Source organism: Allobosea sp. P4_C6 (assembly GCF_056402015.1).
In genome coordinates, this window is the sequence record NZ_JBFUIF010000054.1 from 1 (window position 1) to 20,545 (window position 20,545).

A 20,545-nucleotide genomic window follows, 5' to 3' on the forward strand; every position below is an offset into this window, starting at 1 on the left:
ATGTTCAACCTGCGCGGCTTTACCGGGAGCTATTCGGCGCGATGCGCCGCGCCGCTACCGCCCGGCGAAGAAGCGGTTGGCCGGGCGTGGAAGGCCGAGATGGTCGCGGAGCGTGGGACCGGTGTACTCGGTCCGGAACAGCCCCCGCCGCTGCAGTTCCGGAACGACCTTATCGACGAAATCGTCGAGCCCTGCCGGCAGGTAAGGGAACATCACGTTGAAGCCGTCGCTGCCGCGTTCCACCAGCCACTCCTCCATGGCATCCGCGATGGTCTTCGGCGTGCCGACGAAGGCGAGCCCGCCATAGCCCCCGAGGCGCTGGGCGAGCTGGCGCACCGTCAGGTTCTCGTCGCGTGCGAGTGCGATGGTGCGCTCGCGGCCGCTCTTGCTCGCATTGGTGTCGGGAATTTCGGGCAGCGGCCGATCGGGATCGAAGCCCGAGGCGTCATGGCCCAGCGCGATCGACAGCGAGGCGATGGCGCTGTCGTAATGGACGAAGGAATCGAGCAGCGCCCGTTTCTCGCGGGCCTCATCGACACTGTCGCCGACAACGACGAGGACGCCCGGAAGGATCTTGAGATGGTCGGGGTTGCGTCCGAACTTCGCCATCCGTCCCTTGACGTCGGCGTAGAAGGCCTGCCCCTCGGCCAGCGTGCGATGTGCCGCGAAGACCGCCTCCGCCGTCTCGGCTGCGAGCTGGCGTCCGGCCTCCGAGGCTCCGGCCTGGACGATGACCGGCCAGCCCTGCACGGGCCTCGCTATGTTGAGCGGGCCGCGCACCGAGAGATGCGGGCCCGTATGGTCGAGCACATGCATCTTGTCGGGGTCGAAATAGAGGCCGCTATCGCGGTCGCGGATGAAGGCGTCGTCGGCGAAGGAATCCCACAGGCCGGTGACGACGTCGTAGAACTCGCGCGCCCGGTCGTAGCGCTCGCCGTGCTCCCGATGCTCGGCGAGGCCGAAATTGAGGGCGGCATCGGGATTCGAGGTCGTGACGATGTTCCAGCCGGCGCGCCCGCCACTGATATGGTCGAGCGAGGCGAAACGCCGGGCGACGTGATAGGGCGCGTCGAAGGTGGTCGAGGCGGTGGCGACGAGGCCGATGCGCTCGGTCGCGCCGGCGAGTGCCGAAAGCAGCGTGAACGGCTCGAACGAGGTGACCGTATGACTGCGCTTCAGCGCCTCGACCGGCATGTTCAGCACCGCAAGGTGGTCGGCCATGAAGAAGGCGTCGAACTTGCCGGCTTCGAGCTTCCGGGCGAAGCGCTTGAGGTGCCCGAAATTGAAGTTGGCATCTGGAAAGGCGCCGGGATAGCGCCAGGCGCCGGTGTGGATGCTGACCGGGCGCATGAAGGCGCCGAGATGAAGCTGGCGGGGGGACGTCATCGGGAACCCTGCTGGCAAGCCATAGCAAAACGCCCCGCTCAGCTAAGCGTCAGCGGAGCCGCGCGCCATGCTCAGGGGTCAGAAAACGATAATCCGTGCGAACCGCGAGCTGTTCGGAGAAGGACCGTCTCCCCAGACTGTCTTCAGGAGCAAGCGGTTGCCAGGCAGGTATTTGATCGCCGGCCAGGAATTGCCGGTTCATTCCAGAGATGGCGTCGGTCGGTATCCTGCATCTCCCAAGCGGGGCGGCTTCAATGCAATAGGGATGTGGTGCCCGAGCGACCGACACGGTGCTCCGGCGCGATGCTCCCGCGACGCCAGAGAAGCTGGTCGAGCAAGCGCATCCCCTCGGCCCAGTTGCCATGGCCGCTGGCGACGTTGATGTGTCCGGCGTTCCCGAGATCGACAAAGGCTGCGTCCCACATGTTCGCGATGATCCGCGCGCGGTCGATCGCCATGTAGGGGTCCGTTCGGCTGGCCACGACAATCGCCGGGAACTGAAACGGCACGTCCGGCAGGGGGCCGAACGAGGCGATGCCTTGAATCTTCGAGATCCTCAGTTCGGGGTCGGCCGGCGCCACCAGCAGGGCGCCGCCAATTGGAAGATAGGGATAGCGGGCTGCCAGGTGAGYGATGAGCGTCGAACCGAGGCTATGCCCGACGAGGACGGCGCCCGGGCGCCGCATCACATGCCGATGGATCGCGCTGATCCATGCTTCTAGATCCGGCGCATGCCAGTCCTTCTGTTGGACGCGCTCTGCCCGTTCGATTTCGGCTGCCCATCGGCTTTGCCAATGCGCGGGCTCGGAATCGTGGAGGCCTGGAACGATGAGGACTGACATGGCGCTGCTCCCTCGTGCAGCGCTGATGATCGGCCTGTTGGCTTCGTTCGGTCAATGAAACGGATTGGCAAATTTGGACTGGTTTAGAGGACGGTTCTCTGCCGCGGTGACGGTTTCAAGAACAGCCGCCTTCGCCGGCAGCGCCTCGCGGACGGGGTCCGGGGCCAGAGCGCGCTGGTTTTGCATGGAACAATCAGCGGTTCGCCCTCGAAATTTGCTCTCGCGCGACTCGGTTCGCCTCAAATACCCGCGCCGTACTGCAAGCTCTCGTCGAGCTTGCCATAGAGGCCTCGCCAATAGAGCAGGGCGCCCTCATCCTGCGCGTGCCGGATCGCCTTGATGCGGCCGATGAGGATGGTGTGCGAATGCCGCTCGATCGCTTCCTCGGTTTCGCAATCGAGCACCGCAAGGGCGCCGTCGAGCGTCGGCGCGCCGGTTGCCAAGCGAGCCCAGTCGCCTTCTTCGAAGCGCGCCTCGCCCTTGAAGCCACCACGCCCGGCGAAACGATCCGCGATGCTCTGGTGCCGGGCCGCGAGCACGTTGATCGCGAAGTGGCCGGCGGCTTCGATCGTCGGCCAGGCTGAGGCGTTGCGGTTGACGCAGACGATGACGGTGGGCGGGTCGGCGGACAGCGCCGTCAGCGAAGTGGCGGTCAAACCTGCACGGCGCCGATCATGGCTCGCGGTGATGACGCTCACGGCGCCCGCGACATTTCTCATCACGGCCTTGAACGCATCGGCGTGAATGTCGCGCGCCGCGATAGGCGAAGCTTGTTGGTTCATCCGTCACCGCATTCTTTGTGCGGCTCCGAATGCCGCAGGAATTTGTTAAGCGGCGAGGGTTCTATTGTCTATATAATTAGTAGATAATTAGATTGCGTAGTCAGCCTGAAGCGGCCTGCTCGTCATCGACCGCTGAACCAGATCGGCGATCGTTGTCGTATCGACGACGCCTGCGATGGCATCGCGGACGTCGCTCATGACCGAGCGAACAGGGCAGGAGTCAATGTCGCCGCAATCTTCACAGGCGCGAAAGGCAGAGCGGCTGGCGCAGGCGATCGGCGCGATCGGCCCCTCCAAGGCGCGGATCACGGCCCCGACCTTGATCGAGCGAGCCGGCTTGGCGAGCGCGTAGCCGCCGCCCGGCCCCTTCTTGCTGCGCAGCATGCCGGCATTGCGCAGATCGAGCAGGATGGCGTCGAGGAACTTCTTAGGGATGTTGTTCTTCAGGGCGACGTCGGCGACCTGCGCGGTTTCGCCGGCTTCCAGCCGGGCGAGATGCACGATCGCCTTGAGACCGTATTTCCCCTTGTTGGTCAGCACCTGATCCACCCATGCGTTGAATGTATACTTTCTCTATCAAGCTTTGGGCTATTAGCAACATCTTCTCCGCAATGGTGGATGCGGGGAATAATGATCTCGGCGGCAGGAGAGAAATGGAACGGGCAGATGGTGCCCGTTCCAAGAGACGGCTTCAGGCGCTGCGAGCGATCGAAGGGGCAGCTGAATTCGATGCCACGGGCGGCAGCTGAAGGTTGGAGCGGAAGTCGCCTCCGACATAGTCGGTGTCGATCAGCGCGCGGCGGCGCAGCTCGGGCAGCAGGCCGTTGAGCAGCAGGTCTTCCTGATCGGGGTTGCCGAGGCCGTGCAGGTTGAGGACATCCAGCACGCCCGCCCGGAAGCGTTCTTCGATCGCATCGGCCAACTGTTCGGGCGTTCCCGCGACGGACCAGTGACCGGTCTCCTGCGCTTCGATGATGAGCTCGCGCAGCGTCAGCCCCTGCTTGGCATAACGGCTGAAGATTTCCACGCGCCCGCGCCGCCGGTTGGTGCTCGTCACCTCCGGCAGGAGGCTGTCGGGCAGGGGTTTGTCCAGCGGCAGCCCGGACAGGTCGACATCGCCTCCGAGCATGTCGGCAAGCTTGAGGCGTCCCAGTTCGTAGTCGATGCGCTCATGCTTTTCCTTCAGGCGCCGGGCGACGTCCGCATCGGATTCCCCGATGACCGAATGGAACGAGTTCATCACGAAGGGCAGGCTGTCGCCGCGTCCGAAGCTTGCAGCCCGGCGGCGCAGCTCGGTCACGAAGGCGATCGCGCCCTCCAGCTTCGGCTGCGAGGTGTAGACGACCTCGGCATAGCGAGCCCCGACATTGATGCCGGCTTCGGATTGGCCGGCCTGAAACTGCACCGGGCGCCCCTGCGGCAGCGGCGGCACGTTCAACGGTCCCTGGACGCTGAAATGCCGGCCCCGGTAGTCGATGCGATGGAATTTCGTCGGGTCGAGCGTGATCGCTCCGGAGGCCTTGCGCGCGAAGGCGTCCCGCTCATTCGCATCATAGAGCGCGTTGACGATCTCGATGAACTCCGCGGCGCGCGCATAGCGATCTTCCGGGCTGAGCAGCGCCTCGCCGAAATTCTCCTCGCCGACCGAGGAGGTCACGGCGTTCCAGGCGGCGCGGCCGCCGCTGGCGTGGTCCAGCGTGCCGATCAGGCGTGCCAGATTGTAAGGGTGGTGAAACGTCGTCGAGACCGTCGCCACGAGGCCGATCCGCGACGTCACCTGGCTGAGCGCGGCGAGCGCAATGATCGGGTCCTGCACTCCGGCGGTCCCGGCCAGGCCGGCGGGGTCGATCTGCAGCAGGTCGGCGGTGAAGAGACCGGTGATCTTCTCGGCCTCCGCCCTGCGAGCGAATTCGACGGCTCGCTTGGCCCCTGCCGCCGGATCGGCATCGTTCGAAGCCGTGATGACATTGGAGGCCCCCATCAGGGTCTTGAGGCGGCGGCGAGGGGCGGGCGACATGGGGAACTCCTTCTCTTGGGTCTATCGTTGAGCGGTTGCGTCGAGCTCAGGCGAGAGTGGGCACGGCATCGAGCAGGGCGCGCGTGTAGCTGTGGCTCGGCTGCGCGAAGACCGTCTCGACCGCGCCGGCCTCGACGATCCGACCGTCCTTCATCACCAGGACTCGATCCGTCAGGTGGTGGATGACGCCGAGATCGTGGGAGATGAAGAGCAGGGCGGTACCCGATGCCGCCTGCAGCTCGGCCAGCAGATCGAGCACCTGCGCCTGCACGGAGACGTCGAGCGCACTGACAGGCTCGTCGGCGATCAACAGTTTCGGGCGCGGGGCAAAGGCGCGCGCGATCGCCACGCGCTGGCGCTGTCCGCCGGAAAGCTCGCGCGGATAACGGTCGAGGAAGGCGGACCCCAGGCGTACGGCGTCGAGAACCTCGACGACGCGCCGGCGTCGGTCGCGGCCGAAGATGCCGGCCGTATCGAGGCTTTCGCCGACGATCTTCTCGACGGTGTATCGCGGATCGAAGGAACTCAGCGCGTCCTGCGCGATCAGCTGCATGCTGGCGCGCCGCGAGCCGCGCTCGGCCTCGCTGCGATGGCTCCAGGGCTGGCCGTCGACGAGAACCGCCCCACTATCGGGCTCGACGAGCCCGAGCACGATCTTCGCCACGGTGGTCTTGCCCGAGCCGGACTCGCCGACGATGCCCAGGGCCTCGCCGGCAGCCAGATCGAAGGAGACGTTGTTGACCGCGAAGGCGCCGCGCGGACCACCATAGCGCTTGACGAGATTGCTGGCCGCGAGCACGCGCTGAGCCGGGTCGATGCGCTTCGGCGGCAGCGGAATGCGTTGGCGCTCTGCTGGCGATTGCGGGGAGGGAGTGCCGGTTTCTGCCGGCGAGGCCGGCGATAATCGAAAGCCTCGGGAACCAGCGGAAGGCACGGCATCGAGCAATTGCCGCGTATAAGGATGCACCGGCTGGGTGAGAATCTGGTGCGTCGGTCCTTCCTCGACGATGCGGCCCTGCTTCATCACCAGGACGCGGTCGGCGAGGCGCGACACGACGGCGAGGTCGTGGCTGATCAGCAGCAGCGTGTGCCCGGCCTGCTTCCGCTCCGCCAGCAGGTCGAGAATCTGCTTCTGCACAGTCGCGTCCAGCGCCGTGGTGGGCTCGTCGGCGATCAGCAGGGATGGCTGCCGGGCGATGGCCGTGGCGATCAACGCCCGCTGCCGCAAGCCGCCCGAAAGCTGGTGAGGATATTGCGGCAGGCGCCGCTCAGGATCGGGAATGCCGACCGAGCGCAGCAGGGCACGGCTCTCGTCGCGGATGTCGCGGCGCGTGAACACGCCCGGTCTGCCGAAGGCGTCCGCGAGCTGTTGGGAGACCTTGCGCAGCGGGTCAAGCGAGACGAGCGCATCCTGCAGGACGAAGCCGATCGTCTCGCCGCGCAGGCGCCGCCAGTCGCGCTCGCGAAAGCCGACCACGCCGCCGCCGGCAATGTCGAAGCGGCTGGCGCCGATGACGGCGCCGGGGCCGGAGAGCCCGATCAGCGCGCGGGCCGTCACCGACTTGCCCGAACCGGACTCGCCGACCAGAGCGACCGTCTCGCCCGGATGGATCGTCAGGTCGATGCCATGAACGACGCGATTCTCTTCCCGGCCGTGACGGAAGGCGATGGTGAGGTCTCGGATCTCGACGAGCGGTGTCATCCTGCCCTCCTGCCTTCGAAGGCGGCCTGCCAGCGCCGCCCGAGGACGCTGATCGCGATGACAGTCAGAGTGATGGCGAGGCCGGGCCAGACCCCGATCCACCAGGCGACCCGCAGGTAGTTGCGCGCCTCCGCCAGCATCGCCCCCCATTCCGGCGCCGGCGGCTGCGGGCCCATGCCGAGGAAGCTGAGGCCGGCGGCGCCGATGATCGCGGTGCCGAGGCCGATAGTGGCGAGGATCGGCACCTGCGCGACGGCATGCGGCAACACATGGCGCAGCACGAGGACCGTTCTGCTGAGGCCGAAGGTCCTGGCCTGCTCGACATAGCCGCTTCTGGCGATGACGAAGGTCTGCGCGCGGACGACGCGGGCAAAGCGCGGGATGAAGGCGACCCCGAGCGCGAAGATCAGGTTGGTCGTGCCGGGCCCGGTGAAGGAGATCAGCACCAGCGCCAGCAACAGGTCCGGAAAGGCCGAGACCACATCGAGAAAGCGGGTGATGATCTCGTCGACGAGGCCGCGGGACAGGCCGGCGAGGAGGCCGAAGGCAGAGCCGACCGTCGCGGCGAGGGCGACGGCGCTGACGCCGATCAGGATCGAGTAGCGCGCGCCGTGGACGACGCGCGAGAAGACATCCCGCCCGAGATGATCGGTGCCGAACCAATGCTCCCATGAAGGAGGAAGCTGCGCTTGCAGCGGATCCGCGGCGATGGGGTCGGCCATGGCCAGAAGCGCCGGCCAGAAGGTCGCGACGGCGACGAAGGTCAGGAAGAGACCAGCCAGGCCGATACCGGGATTTGACGAAAGGAAGCCCAGTAACGAGCGGCGGCGCTCGGCTTCGCCCTCCACAGATGCCGGAAGCGCGCTCATCGGGCGCTCTCCCGGCTCTCGTCACGCAGGCGGGGGTCGAGCAGCAGATAGAGCACGTCCACCAGCGTGCTCAGCGTCACATAGGTGAAGGCGGAGAGGATCGCGACGGCCAGCACCACCGGCATGTCGTGGCCGAGGACGGCCTCGACGGTGATGCGGCCGAGCCCTGGCCGGCCGAACACCGACTCCGTGATGACGGCGCCCGACAGCAGGCTGCCGACCAGCCAGCCCGTCAGCGTCACGGCGGGCAAGGCCGCGTGGCGCAGCCCGTGCCGCAGCCGCAGCACGAGGCCGCTCGTGCCCCAGCTGCGGACGGTCAGCGCGAACGGCTCCTCGAGCGCGCGCTCCAACCCTTGCCGCAGCACCTGTCCCACCACCGCGCCCAGCGGCAGCCCGAGCGAGAAGGCGGGCAGCACCAGCGCCGAGAAGCTCCTGTCGCCCGATACGGGAAAGAGCTTGAGCGTGAAGGAAAAGAGATAGAGCAAGAGGATGCCGAGCCAGAAAGATGGCGTCGAAACAAGCGTCAGCTCCAGCGCGCCGGCGACGCTGCGTGGAATGCGCCGGCCGGCCGTCAGGACCGCGCTCACCACCGCGAACACGATCGCGACGACGAGCGCGGCGGCCGTGAGCTTCAATGTCGGCAGGATCTGCGAAAGCACGAGCTGCGAGACATCGGTCTGAAGGATGTAGGAGCGCCCGAAATCGCCGTGGAGGATACGCGTGAGATAGCTGAGATACTGCGACAGCAACGGCTCATCGAGGCCCCATTCGGCGCGGATCGCCGCTTCCACTTCGGGCGTGCGCAACTGCTCGCCGATCAGCAGGCTGACGATGTCGCCCGGCGCCAGATGCAGGCTGACGAAGCTCAACGTCACGGCGGCCCAGAGCACGAGCAGGCCGGAACCGACCCGGCCCGCGATCTGCGCCGTCAGGCCGTTGCGCCGCAGCCGGAGCGGGCGGGATGCGCCAAGGGCGGGCGCGGGGTTGATGGCCGAGGTATTATGGGAATCCATGCTCTTCCGTTCCTGCGATCATCGGCTGGCATTCACCGGCCGAAGAGGAGTCGAGAGATCGGCTATTCGCTGCGCCAGAGGTCGTAGGCGCTCTCGGGCATCTGCTTGAACGGACGGAAACCGATACCCTTGACGTAGCTCGCCGCCGCGACCTGATCCTCCGGCTCGTAGAGCGGCAGGGCATAGGCCTGGTCGAGGATCGCGAAGCGCTGCAGCCTGGCGTAGAGCTCGAAGCGCTTCTTGTGGTCGAGCGTCGAGGCGGCTTCCTTCAGCCACTGCGACAGTTCCGGCGCGGCCGCACGGCTGTAGTTGATCGAGCCGCCGTGATCGACCGGCAGATAATGATACTCGATGTCGATGGCGTCGGTCGGCGTGTTGGAGTTGGCGATCGATCCGAACTGACCGGTCTTGCGCCGCTCCGTGTAGGTGCCGGCGTCGACGAAGACGATGGCGAGATCGATGCCGGCATTCCGCCGTGCCTGCGCCTGCAACGCCTGCAGCAACACGTCGCGCTGGTCGCGCACGGTCGCCTGGGCCTGCACGACTTCGATCGTCAGGCGTTTTCCATCCTTCGTGCGGAAACCCTGCGGGTCGCGGCTGGTCCAGCCGGCCTCGTCGAGCAGCTGGTTGGCGCGTTTCGGATCGGCGCCGTAGCTCTTCTCGATGGTCTTGTCGTAGAATTGCGTGCCGACGGGCGAGGTGATGCCCCAGGCTCGGGTGCGCTCGCCGCGATAGACCGACTTCAGGACGCCATCGACGTCGATGGCGGCGATCAGCGCCTTGCGGACCCTGACATCCTCGGTCGGCCCCCAGGTGACGTTGAGGAACAGCGAATAGGGCGTGCCGGTGTTGAGCGCCGTCTGGTAGCTGAAATCGGCATTGCCCTTGAACAGCCCGGCATCGTTGCCCGAGACCCCCTCGATCACATCGACCTGGCCGGAGCTGAGGGCGCCCGTGCGCACCGACGATTCCGGCAGGAAGCGATAGGTGACCTCGTCGAGATAGGCGGGTCCCTGATGGCCGGCATTGGCGGGCGCCCAGTTATAGTCGGGGTTCCTGGCGAACCGGAGTTCCTGCCCCTTCGCGTAGCGCTTCAGGATGAAGGGGCCGGTTCCGGCGATCTCCGGCCCGCCTGATTTGATCTGAGCGGATGCGAAGGCGCCGGGCGAGAGGAGTTCGAGCCCGGCCGCGTAGTCGAGAAAGGGCGCGTAGACCCGGTCGAGCGTGAAGGAGACGGTGCGCTCGTCGGGCGTCTTGATGTCGACGATGCGGGCGACGGGGCCGGCGCTCACGCTCCCGGAATAGGTCGCGTCCTTCAGCCTGGCGAAGTTCGTCGCGACGGCGGCGGCATTGAACGCCTGGCCGTCCGTGAATGTCACGCCGTCGCGCAGCCTGAAGGTGTAGGTCCGCCCGTCCTGCGAAATCTCGTAGCCGATCGCGAGCCAAGGCACATAGCCGCCCTCCGCGGTGCGAGCGAGTAGCGATTCATAGGCGTTGCGCAGCAGGAGCTTGGTCTTGTCCTGGCCGTTCAGCTGTGGGTTGAGCGTGGCGGGCTCGGTCTCGACACCCCAGGTCAGCTTGCCGCCGCTGACGGGCTTCCTGTCGCTCGCCAGGGCCGGCGCGCAAAGGGCTGTCGTCGCCAGGAGCACGGCGCCCAGGCTCAGAAAATGCCTGCGTACGAGCATTGCAGTTCTATCTCCGTATCGATCGGCGGCGAGCGCGGGTTTCGGCAATGCGGGCTCAGCCCTGCAGCCAGATGTCGTAGGCGTTCTCTGGAAGGCGCTTGAACGGGCGGAAACCCACGCCCTTGACCCGCGCGGAAGCCGCGATCTGATCGTCGGGCACATAGAGCGGCAGGCCGTAAGCCTGCTCCAGCAGGGCGAAACGCTGGAGGCGAGCGTAGATTTCGAAGCGCTTCTTCGCGTCGAGCGTCGAGGCCGCTTCGTCAAGCCATGCCGATATCTCGGGGGCTTCGGTGCGGCTGTAGTTGATCGAGCCGCCCTTATCGCGGGGCAGGTAGTGGAAATAGATCGTGACGCCGTTTTCCTGCGTCGTGGTCGAGTTCGGGATGATACCGTACTGGCCGTCGTTCTGCCGGGTCGTGTAGGTGCCGGCGTCGACATAGCGCAGCACCAGGTCGAACCCGGCATTCTGCCGCGCCTGGGCCTGCACGGCCTGAAGCAGGATGTCGCGCTGGTCGCGCAACGTCGCCTGCGACTGGACGATCTCGATCGTCAGGCGCTTGCCGTTCTTCGTACGGAAGCCCTCCGTATCGCGGCTGTTCCAGCCGGCCTCGTCGAGCAGCTGGTTCGCGCGCTTCGGATCGAAGCCATAGCTGCCTTCGATGCTGCGGTCGTAGAAATCGGTGTCGGCCGGGGTGAGGATGMCCCAGGCGCGCTGCCGTTCGCCGCGATAGACGGAGCGGATGACCCGCTCGACATCGACGGCGGCGAGGACGGCCTGCCGGACGCGGACATCCTTACTCGGTCCCTGGGCCACGTTCAGGTAGAGCGTGTAGGGCGTGCCGGTGTTGAGCGCGCTTTGATACGTGAATTCGGGGTTGTCCTTGAACAGCCCGGCGTCGTTGCCGGATATGCCCTCGATCACGTCGACCTGGCCCGAGGTCAGCGCGCCGGTCCGCACTGCGGCTTCGGGCAGGAACCGGTAGGTGACGCTGTCGAGATAGGCGGGCCCCTGATGCCCGGCATTGGCCGGCGCCCAGTTATAGGCGGGGTTCCTGACGAAACGGATCTCCTGGCCCTTCACATAGCGCTCGATCCTGAAGGGGCCTGTTCCGGCGATCTCCGACCCGCCGGCCTTGAGCTGCGCCGAAGCAAATGATTTCGGCGACAGGATCTCGATCCCCGCCGCGCCGTCGAGGAAGGGGGCGTAGACCCGGCTGAGCTTCAGGACGAGCGTGCGGGCGTCGACGGCGATGGCCTCGGAGACATGCGAGACATGGCCGGCGCTGATGCTGCCCGAATAGGTCGGTTCCTTCAGCTTGGCGAAGTTCAGGGCGACGGCGGCGGCATCCAGCTTCTCGCCATCGTGGAACGTCACGTCGTCCCTGAGCGTGAAGGTGTAGGTCCTGCCGTCTTCCGAGATGGCGTAGTCCTTCGCCAGCCAGGGCACGTAGCCGCCATCCGGCGTGCGGGCGAGCAGCGTCTCATAGGCGTTGCGCAGGACGAGCTTGGCCTTCGCCTGGCCGTTGAGATGGGGGTTGAGGGTGCTGGGCTCGGTCTCCACCCCCCAGGTCAGGGAGCCGCCCCTGACCGGCGCTCCCTTTGTCTGCGCGCTGGCCTGACGCAGGCCGGTGGCCGCCGACAGGGCTGCCGCTCCCGCCCCGCCCAGAAGCGTTCTTCTCGTGACCATGGCGTCGTTCCTTTTTTGCAGCGTCAGGCGGCGAGGGAGGCTTGGGCCGCGGCCGCCAGCAGTTCGATCGTCTTCAGGCGCCAGGCGCCTTCGGTGACGGGGCAATCGACGATGAACTCGTCGATGCCGAAAGCCCGGTGCAAACGCTGCAACCCGGCATGGACCTGCGCCGGCGCGCCGCGCAGGAGGAGCGAGCTGCGCTCCTCGATGCGGTATTGCCGAGAGCCCGTTTGCCGGACGTATTCGAGGGCCTGCTCCCGGCTGGTGACGTTGACGCCCTGGCCGTTCTCTATGTCGACGCGGAAGCGGCGCGTGTCGGGCGCCAGACTCTGGGCCAGATCATCCGTTTCGGCCGTGACGACACCTACGGCCAGCAACACCGAGGTGCCGCCGGCATCGCGATAGGCCGCAACGGCTTCGCCGATGGCGGCTTCGTCGCCGTGGATATGGCCGGGATAGACGAAGCTCCAGCCGAGACGGGCCGCGAGCCTCGCGCTTTCGCTGCTCGCACCGAGCAGAAAGCGTTCCGCAGGCTGCGCCGGCGCCGGAAAGGCGGCGAGCTGGTTGCCGGCATCGCTGCCGTCATGATGTTCGCGAAGGAAGCGGTCGAGCTCGGTGAGCTGCGCTTCGAAACCGGGCTTGCGGGCGGGGTCGTAGGCGCCCTGCAAGGCGTGGGTCGAGAGCGGCATGCCGCCGGGCGCCTTGCCGATGCCGATGTCGACGCGGCCGGGCGCCAGCGCGGCCAGGAGGTTGAAGTTCTCGGCCACCTTGTAGGCGCTGTAGTGCTGGAGCATCACGCCGCCGGAGCCGATCCTGATGCGGTTGGTATGCGCCAGCAGAAAGCTGATCAGCACCTCCGGAGACGAGCTCGCCAGCTTCGCAGAGTTGTGATGCTCGGCCACCCAGAAGCGGGCGAAACCCAGCTCCTCCGCCGTTTTTGCCAGCAGAAGCGTCCGCGAAAGCGCTTCGCCGGCGGCCTCCTTCGCCTGCAGGGGACTCTTGTCGAGGAAGCTCAGTTTGTAGGGCATCCGTGCTCGCCGGCGGCATTGACAGTCGGTAATGTTCGAATAGTCTATAGAATTAATAGATTGATTGATCAAGCGGCGTCGGACCTGGGCTCGCTGCGGTGACTTCGGAGAATGCTATGGCTGACCTGTTCGTGCGGTCGTCACCCCTGGACCCCGCCGCGGAGGCGCTTCTGGAGGGGCTCGTTGCGGAGTATGACGGGCGATATGGCCCGGCGAGCCGACCCGGTGGCGCCCGCTCCGAGATATTGCGCTACCCGCCAGAAGCTTTCGCGCCCCCGTTCGGCAACTTTCTGCTTTTGCAGCGCGATGGCGAAACGATCGCGGGCGGGGCGTTCATGAGCCATGACGACGAGACGGCGGAGTTCAAGCGCATATGGACGCGCCCGGACCTTCGGCGCCAAGGGCTCGCTCGGCGGATTGTGCTGGCGCTCGAGGAGAGTGCCGGGGAGCTCGGCTATACCCGGGCCTACCTGACCACCGGCTTCCGGCAGCCCGAAGCGTCAGCGTTGTACATCGCCCTCGGCTATCGGCCGCTCTTCGACACGGCCGTGGATCCGACGCTCTACCGCTCCTTGCCCTTCGAGAAGCATATCGGCGCAAAGGCGGGACAGGTCGGCACCTATCCGATCTATGCGCCCGCTGCATCCCTGGAAGAAGCGACGAAGCGGGTCGCAGCGATCAAGGCCGAGCAGGAGGCGAAGGTGTCCTACCGGCTCGCGACCTATCGGGCTTCGGCGGCTTAAGCAGATCGGAATGTGACGATGACGCAGAAACCTCCCTTGTTGCTCGGTCTCGGATTGGATGCCGGCGCCCATCGCGAAGCAGACCGGCCCGACTGGCGCGAGTTCTGGAACGACCTCATCGCGCGGCTCGATGGGGTCGCGGAATTCCTGACTTTGGAAGATGGCTTTGCCCGTCCCGGCGACGACGGTCTCGACGCGCTCCTTCTGGCCAATTGGCTTGCGCCCCGAAGCCGCGAGATCGGCATCATTGCGGGAGCGCCGATAAACTTCGTCGAGCCTTTCCACGTCTCGACGGCGATCGCCACGCTGGACTATGTGAGCGACGGCAGGGCCGGGCTTCTGGCCCAGCGCTTCGACGAGAAGCGCAGCCTCGAGGCCAGCAGCGCGATCGGCACGCTGAAGGGCTTTCCAACTGTCGACCAGTCGTCGCTGGACCGCGACGCGCTGGACGCCGTGGATGTCGTCAGGCGGCTCTGGGACAGCTGGGAGGTCGACGCGGTCATTCGCGACACGGAAAGCCAGCGCTTCGTCGATGGCGCGAAGCTCCACTACATCGACTTCCAAAGCGCCGAGTTCCGCGTGCTCGGCCCGTCGATCACGCCGAGGCCGCCCCAGGGCCAGCCTGTCGTCGCGGTAAGCTGGACGGCGGAAACGGATCCGGCCTTCGCGCGCGCCGCCGACGTGGTCTTCGTGTCGGCCAAGGGCGATTTTGCCGAAACGGTCGCGAAGCTTCGCAACAGCGATGCGGTGAAGGGACCTGTCGTCATCGCCGATATAGGGATCGGTCCAGATCGGAGCGCCGCCGAGGATCTGGTCGCCGCCGCCGCGATCGCAAGCTCGAGCGGAGCCCAAGGTGTCCGCCTCGTTCTGTCCCATCCCCACTCGCAGATTGAGCGTGTCATCGGCACGCTGGTGCCAGCTCTTCGCGCGGCAAAACTCGTCGCGCCACCCGTGGGCGGACATCTGCGCAGCCGCTTCGGGCTGCCGGCTGCTCGCAATCGCTACGCCGCAGCGGCTTGAGCTCGGAGGAATGCCATGACCAAGAAACAGATCATCCTTGGAGCGCAGTTCCCAGGGGTCAACAACTTCACGGTGTGGAGCGATCCGGCTGCCGGCAGCCAGATCGAATTCTCGTCCTTCCGGCACTTCGCCGAGACGGTCGAGCGCGGCAAGTTCGACTTCATTTTCCTCGCTGAAGGGCTGCGGGTCCGGGAGCAGAAGGGGCGCTTCCATGAGCTGGATGTCGTCGGCCGCCCAAACACGCTGGCTATCCTCACGGCGTTGGCCTCGATCACCGATCATGTCGGGTTGATCGGGACGCTGACGACGACATTCAACGAGCCTTATCCGCTCGCACGCCAGCTCGCGACGCTCGATATCCTGTCGGGGGGACGCGCCGGCTGGAATGTCGTGACTTCGCCCGGCGCCTTCACAGGGGCGAACTTCCGTCGCGGCGATCATCTGCCGTTTCGCGAGCGCTACGAGCGTGCGCGGGACTTCCTGGAAACCGCGCGATCGATCTGGAGGGGCGGCGACTTCTATGCCCGCTCGCCTTACTTCGATATCGCGGGACGCACCGGCACAGCTCCGTTGCCGCAAGGCGCTCCGGTCATCGCTCAGGCCGGCGACTCCGATGAGGGCAGGGAGCTCGCTGCGGGCCATGCCGACCTCATCTATTCGCGTCACGGCACGCTTGAGGAGGGTAAGGCCTTCTATGCGGATGTGAAGCAAAGGCTCGCCAAACATGGCCGCAGCCGCGAGGCACTGAAGATATTGCCGGGCGCCAACTTCGTTCTGGGCGACACGCTGGAAGACGCTCTGGAAAAGCAGAAAGCCATACGGCTGCAGCAGGTGAGCCCGAAGAACGCGATCGTCTTCCTCGAGCAGGTCTGGAATCGCGATCTCTCGGCCTATGATCCGGATGGCCCACTACCCGAGGTGGACCCCGACGTGGCGATCGAGCAGCTCTCGCAGGGGCGCGCGGCGCGCTACGACAATCGACTTGAGACCGCGCGCGCTTGGCGCGAGCTGGCCGAGCGGGACAAGCTCAGCATACGCGAACTCATCATCAAGGTGACCGCACGCAAGCAATTCGTCGGTACGCCTGCGCAGGTTGCCGAGGAAATCGATCGCTATGTCCAGGAGGATGCCGCGGACGGCTTCGTGTTCGCGCCCCATCTCACGCCCGGCGGCTTCGACGAATTCGTCGAGACGGTCATTCCGATCCTGCAGGAGCGCAAGGTCTTTCGACGGGACTACGCCACGTCCACACTCCGCGGAAACCTCGCTCTTCCCGAGGCATGGCAGCCGGTCGCCAAGGCGGTGTAGCCGGCGCCCCGTTGCTCCCGGCGCCGCTCAGTGCGGCGCCGGAAGTGCCTGCGATCGCGGTTGCTCATCGCGAAGAAGCGGCAATAGCTGCAAGCCCTGGCGTTCGATCTCGGCGAGATACGGCGTGTCGGACAGAATGAACTTGGTGATCCCGAGATCGCGATACTTCTTCAATGATCCGGCAACGTCCGCGGCCGAGCCGACGAGCCAGGTCGTCCCCGCGCCGCCGCCGCCGAATTTGCCGGGAGCGGTATAGAGGTTGTCGTCCAGCACCTCGCCCCGTTCGGCAAGTTCGAGCAGCCGTCGCTGGCCGACGGCGACGAAGTTCTGGTGGTCGTGCCAGCCTGCGCCATTCTTCTTTGCCATAGCCGCGACCTTGGCCTCCGCATCGGCCCAGGCCTGCTCCGTCGTGTCGCGGACCAGCGTCGTGATGCGCAATCCGAACTCCAGCGGGGCAAGCTCTCGGCCGAGCTGGTCGCCCAGCGAGTTGAGGCGCTCGATCCGCTGGGCGATCTCGGCGAGCGGCTCGCCCCAGAACAGCTGGACATCGGCCTCGGTCGCCGCGACGTGCTCGGCCGCTTCCGACGCGCCGCCGAAATAGAGCTGGGGGTGCGCCCTGCCTTTGCTAGGCTGGAATCGGGGTTCGACGGTTGAGTTCGAGACCGAAAAATACTGTCCGCGAAAACTGACGCCTTCCTCGGTCCAGAGCTTGCGCACCAGCTGCATGAACTCCTTGGTCCGGGCGTAGCGCTGTGTCTGGTCGCCTTCCTCGTCTCCATATGCGGCGAGGTCGTCCTGACCCGAGACGATATTGATCCGCACGCGACCACCACTCAGATGGTCCAGCGTCGCGGCGGCCGAGGCCAGATTGGCAGGTCGCCAATAGCCCGGGCGGATCGCGATCAGCGGTTCGAATGTTTTCGTTCGCGCAGCCAGGGCGGTCGCCACAGAAAAGGTATCGGGCCGTCCCCAGCCGGTACCGATCAGGGCCCCTTTCCACCCGAACCGCTCCAGCGCCAAGGCATGGCTGGTGAGGGCTTCGAGGCTGTTATGGTCAAGGGTGGTGGTGTCGCCTCGGTGACCGGGCTTAACATCGTTTGGAATGTACCAAAGAAATTCTTGGGCTTTTGTCATCGGTTCGGACTGTCAATTCAACCGTGCGCGAATATGGACGTGCGAGACGCATTATATTCAGCAAGCAATGGAATTTGGGGCCGAAAGAACACGGAATTCGTAGATCTATTGCTATTGTGGGCCGGTCAGGGAGATGGTTCTTCTCAGCGTCGATTCAGCAGGCGGCCGTGGAAGAACTGGCTATCCGCAGCAATCATCGCCGGTCCGGCACTCTGCAACTGCTACACTCGGCTTCCGGGGGAGGGGCTCGATCTTCGCTCCCGCATCGACCGGCTCGGTGTCGGCTGGCATTGGCCCGCGCCGTGAAACTGGGATGATCTCGGAAGAGGCGCAGTGGAGCGTTGATCGAGCCTGAATCGGGGGGCGTCACCCCTTTCCGCATCGAGCGGTGCTCAAGCTCCCGCCGGCACCTTATTCGCCCTGGCGCGTCTCGATTTCCGCCAGATAGTTCCGCACAGCCCGCTCTGGCCCATGCCAGAGGGCGCTGCCCTTGCCCTGCAACTCCGGGGCGTCCTTCCATCCCGGCTCGATGCCCGTCATGTCCGGCAGGAGATGGGCGATGCCCTTGTGGCAATCGATGCAGGTCTTCTCTTTCGGTATCAGGTAGCGGCTATGGATTTCGGCCGCGCGGCGGGTTTGCTTTGTGAAGTCCATCGCCACGGAAGAATGACAGTTGCGGCATTCCAGGGAGTCGTTTGCTTTCAGCCGCGCCCATTCATGCTTGGCGAGCTCGAGCCTGTGGTCGAGGAATTTCTGCCGCGTCGAGATCGTCCCGAAGATCTTGCCCCAGACTTCTTTGGAGGCCTGCATCTTGCGGGCGATCTTGGCGGTCCATTCGTGCGGGACATGGCAGTCGGGGCACGTCGCGCGCACGCCCGAGCGGTTGGAAAAATGCACCGTCGACTGCAGCTCCTGGTAAACGTTGTCATGCATCTCGTGACATGACGTGCAGAATTTCTCGGTGTTGGTGATCTCCAGCGCGGTGTTGAAGCCGCCCCAGAAGATCACGCCGCAGATGAAGCCTCCGAGTGTGAGAAACCCAAGGCTGAGATAGGCGCTCGGCCGGCTGACGATGCGCCAAAAGCGCAGGACGAAGCCCCACAGCCGCAGGATGAAGGATTTGATCCTGGCCATCGTCTCGCCCCGCTATGGCTTTCGGCCGATGTCTTTGGCGTCCTGAAACTGGTTCTGGACCAGCGGCGGGACGTCGGTCTGCTGAACGTGGCAGGCGGTGCAGAAATAGCGCCGCGGCGTCACGTCGGAGAGCACTTGCCCATCCCGGTCCTGGAAATGGGTGATGCTGATCATCGGCGCGCCCGAGCCTTCCGTGAACTCGCGCTTGTGGCAGTCCATGCAGCGGTTGGTGTTGACCGTGAGCTGGTAGCCATCGATGGCGTGCGGGATCACCGGCGGTTGCTCCGGATAGTTCCGCATGCGCTTGACGTCGTCGACGATCGGCCGGCCGAGAGCGGGCACCCGGTCAAGCGCCATCGGATCGGAGGTGCCGGTCAGGCGTGGCACGATCTTCACGGGCGCGCCCTCCTGCGAGAGCGCGGCACCGAAAGCGAGGACGAGGCACGCCGCCAGGGCGGCCCCAAGGACGGCCCGCGAGCGCATCACGCTCAGACCGCGAGGATCTTGACCGCGCATTTCTTGAAATCCGTCTGCTTGGAGATGGGATCGGTGGCGTCGAGCGTCGTCTTGTTGATGAGCTGGCTTGCGTCGAACCAGGGCACGAAGACCACGCCTGGCGGCATGCGGTTGCGTCCGCGCGTCTCGACGCGGGTGCGCATCTCGCCCCGGCGCGAGATCACTCGGATCTCGGCACCCTGGTTGAGCCCGCGTTTGCGGGCGTCCTCGGGGTGCATGAAGCAGCGCGCACCCGGGAAGGCTTTGTAGAGCTCCGGCACGCGCATGGTCATCGAGCCTGAATGCCAATGTTCCAGCACGCGGCCGGTGACGAGCCAGAAATCATACTCGCCATCGGGCGATTCCGCCGGCGGCTCGTAGGGGACCGCGATGATCCGGGCCTTGCCGTCCTTGTTGCCGTAGAACTCGACGCCCTTGCCCGGTTTCACATAGGGGTCCAGCCCCTCGCGATAACGCCAGAGCGTCTCCTTGCCGTCCACCACCGGCCAGCGCAGCCCCCTGACCTGATGATAAAGATCATAAGGACCGAGGTCGTGGCCATGACCTCGGCCGAACGTCGCATACTCTTCAAATAACCCCTTCTGGACATAGAAACCGAAGTTCTTGGCTTCGAAATTGTCGTATTCCGCATCGATTTCGCTCGCTGCGAACTGGTCGACCTGGCCGTTGCGATACAGCACGTCGAACAGCGTCTTGCCCTTATAGTTCGGGTTGGCGTCGAGGATCTCCGCGGGCCAGACTTCGTCGGTGGTGAAGCGCTTCGAGAACTCCATGAGCTGCCAGAGGTCGGAGCGCGCCTCGCCTGGCGCCTGGACGAGCTGGTGCCAGACATGGGTGCGCCGCTCGGCATTGCCGTAGGCGCCTTCCTTCTCGACCCACATCGCCGCCGGCAGAATGAGATCGGCAGCCATTGCCGTCACTGTCGGATAGGCATCCGAGACGACGATGAAGTTCTCCGGATTGCGGTAGCCGGGATAGGCTTCGTTGGCGTTGTTCGGTGAGGCCTGAAGGTTGTTGTTGACCTGAATCCAGTAGAAATTCAGCTTTCCGTCCTTGAGCATGCGGTCCTGCTCGACGGCATGGTAGCCGGGCTTCTCCGGGATGATGCCGTGTGGAATGCGCCAGATCTCCTCGGCATGCTTGCGGTGCTCGGGATTGGTCACGACCATGTCCGCCGGCAAGCGATGCGCGAAGGTGCCGACCTCGCGCGCCGTGCCGCAGGCCGAGGGCTGGCCGGTGAGCGAGAAGGGGCTGTTGCCCGGCTCCGAGATCTTTCCGGTCAGTAGATGCAGGTTGTAGACGAGCTGGTTCGCCCAGACCCCGCGCACATGCTGGTTGAAGCCCATCGTCCAGAACGAGGTGACCTTGCGCTTGGGGTCGGCATAGAGCTCGGCAAGCTGCTGAAGGAAGCCGGGTTCGACCCCGGTCAGGGACGAGACCTTCTCCAGCGTGTAGTCCTTCACGAAGGCGGCATAGGCCTCGAAATCGATGGGCGTCGTGGCGCCGACATCGGCCGCCTTCTTCGCCTTGACCTCGCGCGGATCGTCCGGCCGGAGGCCATAGCCGATCTCGGTCGCGCCCTTCACGAAGGTCGTATGCTTGTCAACGAAGTCCTTGTTCACCCGGCCGGTCGAGATGATGTGGTGGGCGATGTAGTTCAGGATCGCCAGGTCGGTGCC

At 65.5% G+C, this 20,545-nt stretch carries 18 protein-coding genes; 3 read left to right on the forward strand and 15 right to left on the reverse strand.

The genetic code is table 11. The features are described from left to right. Nucleotides 1–54: 54 nt before the first annotated feature. The 11 genes from AC1DVA_RS23430 to AC1DVA_RS23480 form a co-directional block, all read right to left on the reverse strand. Nucleotides 55–1,386 carry an LLM class flavin-dependent oxidoreductase gene (locus tag AC1DVA_RS23430; RefSeq protein ID WP_476807445.1) on the reverse strand — a complete coding sequence of 444 codons (1,332 nt, stop codon included), beginning with the start codon at nt 1,384–1,386 and terminating at the stop codon, nt 55–57. 251 nt (nt 1,387–1,637) lie between these two features. Beyond that, on the reverse strand, nt 1,638–2,228 hold the full coding sequence (locus tag AC1DVA_RS23435) for an RBBP9/YdeN family alpha/beta hydrolase (protein ID WP_476807446.1): 591 nt from the start codon (nt 2,226–2,228) through the stop codon (nt 1,638–1,640). 239 nt (nt 2,229–2,467) lie between these two features. Next, nucleotides 2,468–3,010 (reverse strand): flavin reductase family protein, encoded by a 543-nt coding sequence (locus tag AC1DVA_RS23440; RefSeq protein ID WP_265051765.1) that lies wholly within the window; start codon nt 3,008–3,010, stop codon nt 2,468–2,470. An 87-nt stretch (nt 3,011–3,097) separates the two neighbouring features. After that, complete coding sequence (locus AC1DVA_RS23445; RefSeq protein ID WP_265051766.1) at nt 3,098–3,550, reverse strand: RrF2 family transcriptional regulator; 453 nt, start codon at nt 3,548–3,550, stop codon at nt 3,098–3,100. A 151-nt stretch (nt 3,551–3,701) separates the two neighbouring features. Next, nucleotides 3,702–5,027: an NtaA/DmoA family FMN-dependent monooxygenase gene (locus AC1DVA_RS23450; protein ID WP_476807447.1), complete on the reverse strand. Its 1,326-nt coding sequence runs from the start codon at nt 5,025–5,027 to the stop codon at nt 3,702–3,704. 46 nt (nt 5,028–5,073) lie between these two features. Beyond that, on the reverse strand, nt 5,074–6,729 hold the full coding sequence (locus AC1DVA_RS23455; protein WP_476807448.1) for a dipeptide ABC transporter ATP-binding protein: 1,656 nt from the start codon (nt 6,727–6,729) through the stop codon (nt 5,074–5,076). Beyond that, complete coding sequence (locus tag AC1DVA_RS23460; protein WP_476807449.1) at nt 6,726–7,598, reverse strand: ABC transporter permease; 873 nt, start codon at nt 7,596–7,598, stop codon at nt 6,726–6,728. The genes AC1DVA_RS23455 and AC1DVA_RS23460 overlap by 4 nt, the downstream gene beginning before the upstream one ends. Continuing rightward, on the reverse strand, nt 7,595–8,611 hold the full coding sequence (locus AC1DVA_RS23465) for an ABC transporter permease (RefSeq protein WP_476807450.1): 1,017 nt from the start codon (nt 8,609–8,611) through the stop codon (nt 7,595–7,597). Before AC1DVA_RS23465 ends, AC1DVA_RS23460 begins: the two co-directional genes overlap by 4 nt. A 62-nt stretch (nt 8,612–8,673) precedes the next feature. Next, complete coding sequence (locus AC1DVA_RS23470) at nt 8,674–10,296, reverse strand: ABC transporter substrate-binding protein (protein ID WP_476807451.1); 1,623 nt, start codon at nt 10,294–10,296, stop codon at nt 8,674–8,676. Nucleotides 10,297–10,351: 55 nt separating this feature from the next. Next, complete coding sequence (locus AC1DVA_RS23475) at nt 10,352–11,983, reverse strand: ABC transporter substrate-binding protein (protein WP_476807452.1); 1,632 nt, start codon at nt 11,981–11,983, stop codon at nt 10,352–10,354. Between the two features lie 23 nt (nt 11,984–12,006). Then, nucleotides 12,007–13,011: an MsnO8 family LLM class oxidoreductase gene (locus AC1DVA_RS23480; RefSeq protein ID WP_265051773.1), complete on the reverse strand. Its 1,005-nt coding sequence runs from the start codon at nt 13,009–13,011 to the stop codon at nt 12,007–12,009. A 116-nt stretch (nt 13,012–13,127) separates the two neighbouring features. Between AC1DVA_RS23480 and AC1DVA_RS23485 the strand changes: the two genes are divergently transcribed. The 3 genes from AC1DVA_RS23485 to AC1DVA_RS23495 are packed head-to-tail and all read left to right on the forward strand — an operon-like array spanning nt 13,128 to nt 16,082. Continuing rightward, entirely contained in the window at nt 13,128–13,754 is a 627-nt protein-coding gene (locus AC1DVA_RS23485) for a GNAT family N-acetyltransferase (protein WP_476807453.1), read from the forward strand. An 18-nt stretch (nt 13,755–13,772) separates the two neighbouring features. Then, a complete protein-coding gene (locus tag AC1DVA_RS23490; RefSeq protein ID WP_265051775.1) occupies nt 13,773–14,774 on the forward strand; it encodes an LLM class flavin-dependent oxidoreductase in 1,002 nt (333 codons plus the stop codon). 15 nt (nt 14,775–14,789) lie between these two features. After that, nucleotides 14,790–16,082 (forward strand): LLM class flavin-dependent oxidoreductase, encoded by a 1,293-nt coding sequence (locus AC1DVA_RS23495; protein WP_476807454.1) that lies wholly within the window; start codon nt 14,790–14,792, stop codon nt 16,080–16,082. 27 nt (nt 16,083–16,109) lie between these two features. On the opposite strand, the gene AC1DVA_RS23500 is transcribed toward AC1DVA_RS23495, so the two are convergent. The 4 genes from AC1DVA_RS23500 to napA all read right to left on the reverse strand — a co-directional run. Beyond that, nucleotides 16,110–17,216 carry an LLM class flavin-dependent oxidoreductase gene (locus AC1DVA_RS23500; protein WP_476807455.1) on the reverse strand — a complete coding sequence of 369 codons (1,107 nt, stop codon included), beginning with the start codon at nt 17,214–17,216 and terminating at the stop codon, nt 16,110–16,112. 411 nt (nt 17,217–17,627) lie between these two features. Continuing rightward, the gene (locus AC1DVA_RS23505; RefSeq protein ID WP_476807456.1) at nt 17,628–18,350 is read right to left on the reverse strand and encodes a cytochrome c3 family protein; all 723 of its coding nucleotides are present in this window, start codon (nt 18,348–18,350) and stop codon (nt 17,628–17,630) included. Between the two features lie 12 nt (nt 18,351–18,362). After that, complete coding sequence (locus tag AC1DVA_RS23510; RefSeq protein ID WP_265051778.1) at nt 18,363–18,866, reverse strand: nitrate reductase cytochrome c-type subunit; 504 nt, start codon at nt 18,864–18,866, stop codon at nt 18,363–18,365. Next, nucleotides 18,839–20,545 (reverse strand): periplasmic nitrate reductase subunit alpha (gene napA, locus AC1DVA_RS23515; RefSeq protein ID WP_476807457.1); only part of this gene is annotated, 1,707 nt, incomplete at its 5' end. The genes napA and AC1DVA_RS23510, both read right to left, overlap by 28 nt.

Excerpts from the sequence above, each read along its gene's own strand:
- AC1DVA_RS23430 (WP_476807445.1), bottom strand. The coding sequence starts at position 1,386 with ATGACGTCCCCCCGCCAGCTTCATCTCGGCGCCTTCATGCGCCCGGTC.
- AC1DVA_RS23440 (WP_265051765.1), bottom strand. The coding sequence starts at position 3,010 with ATGAACCAACAAGCTTCGCCTATCGCGGCGCGCGACATTCACGCCGAT.
- AC1DVA_RS23450 (WP_476807447.1), bottom strand. The coding sequence starts at position 5,027 with ATGTCGCCCGCCCCTCGCCGCCGCCTCAAGACCCTGATGGGGGCCTCC.
- AC1DVA_RS23455 (WP_476807448.1), bottom strand. The coding sequence starts at position 6,729 with ATGACACCGCTCGTCGAGATCCGAGACCTCACCATCGCCTTCCGTCAC.
- AC1DVA_RS23460 (WP_476807449.1), bottom strand. The coding sequence starts at position 7,598 with ATGAGCGCGCTTCCGGCATCTGTGGAGGGCGAAGCCGAGCGCCGCCGC.
- AC1DVA_RS23465 (WP_476807450.1), bottom strand. The coding sequence starts at position 8,611 with ATGGATTCCCATAATACCTCGGCCATCAACCCCGCGCCCGCCCTTGGC.
- AC1DVA_RS23470 (WP_476807451.1), bottom strand. The coding sequence starts at position 10,296 with ATGCTCGTACGCAGGCATTTTCTGAGCCTGGGCGCCGTGCTCCTGGCG.
- AC1DVA_RS23480 (WP_265051773.1), bottom strand. The coding sequence starts at position 13,011 with ATGCCCTACAAACTGAGCTTCCTCGACAAGAGTCCCCTGCAGGCGAAG.
- AC1DVA_RS23485 (WP_476807453.1), top strand. The coding sequence starts at position 13,128 with ATGGCTGACCTGTTCGTGCGGTCGTCACCCCTGGACCCCGCCGCGGAG.
- AC1DVA_RS23490 (WP_265051775.1), top strand. The coding sequence starts at position 13,773 with ATGACGCAGAAACCTCCCTTGTTGCTCGGTCTCGGATTGGATGCCGGC.
- AC1DVA_RS23495 (WP_476807454.1), top strand. The coding sequence starts at position 14,790 with ATGACCAAGAAACAGATCATCCTTGGAGCGCAGTTCCCAGGGGTCAAC.
- AC1DVA_RS23500 (WP_476807455.1), bottom strand. The coding sequence starts at position 17,216 with ATGACAAAAGCCCAAGAATTTCTTTGGTACATTCCAAACGATGTTAAG.
- AC1DVA_RS23505 (WP_476807456.1), bottom strand. The coding sequence starts at position 18,350 with ATGGCCAGGATCAAATCCTTCATCCTGCGGCTGTGGGGCTTCGTCCTG.
- AC1DVA_RS23510 (WP_265051778.1), bottom strand. The coding sequence starts at position 18,866 with ATGCGCGGTCAAGATCCTCGCGGTCTGAGCGTGATGCGCTCGCGGGCC.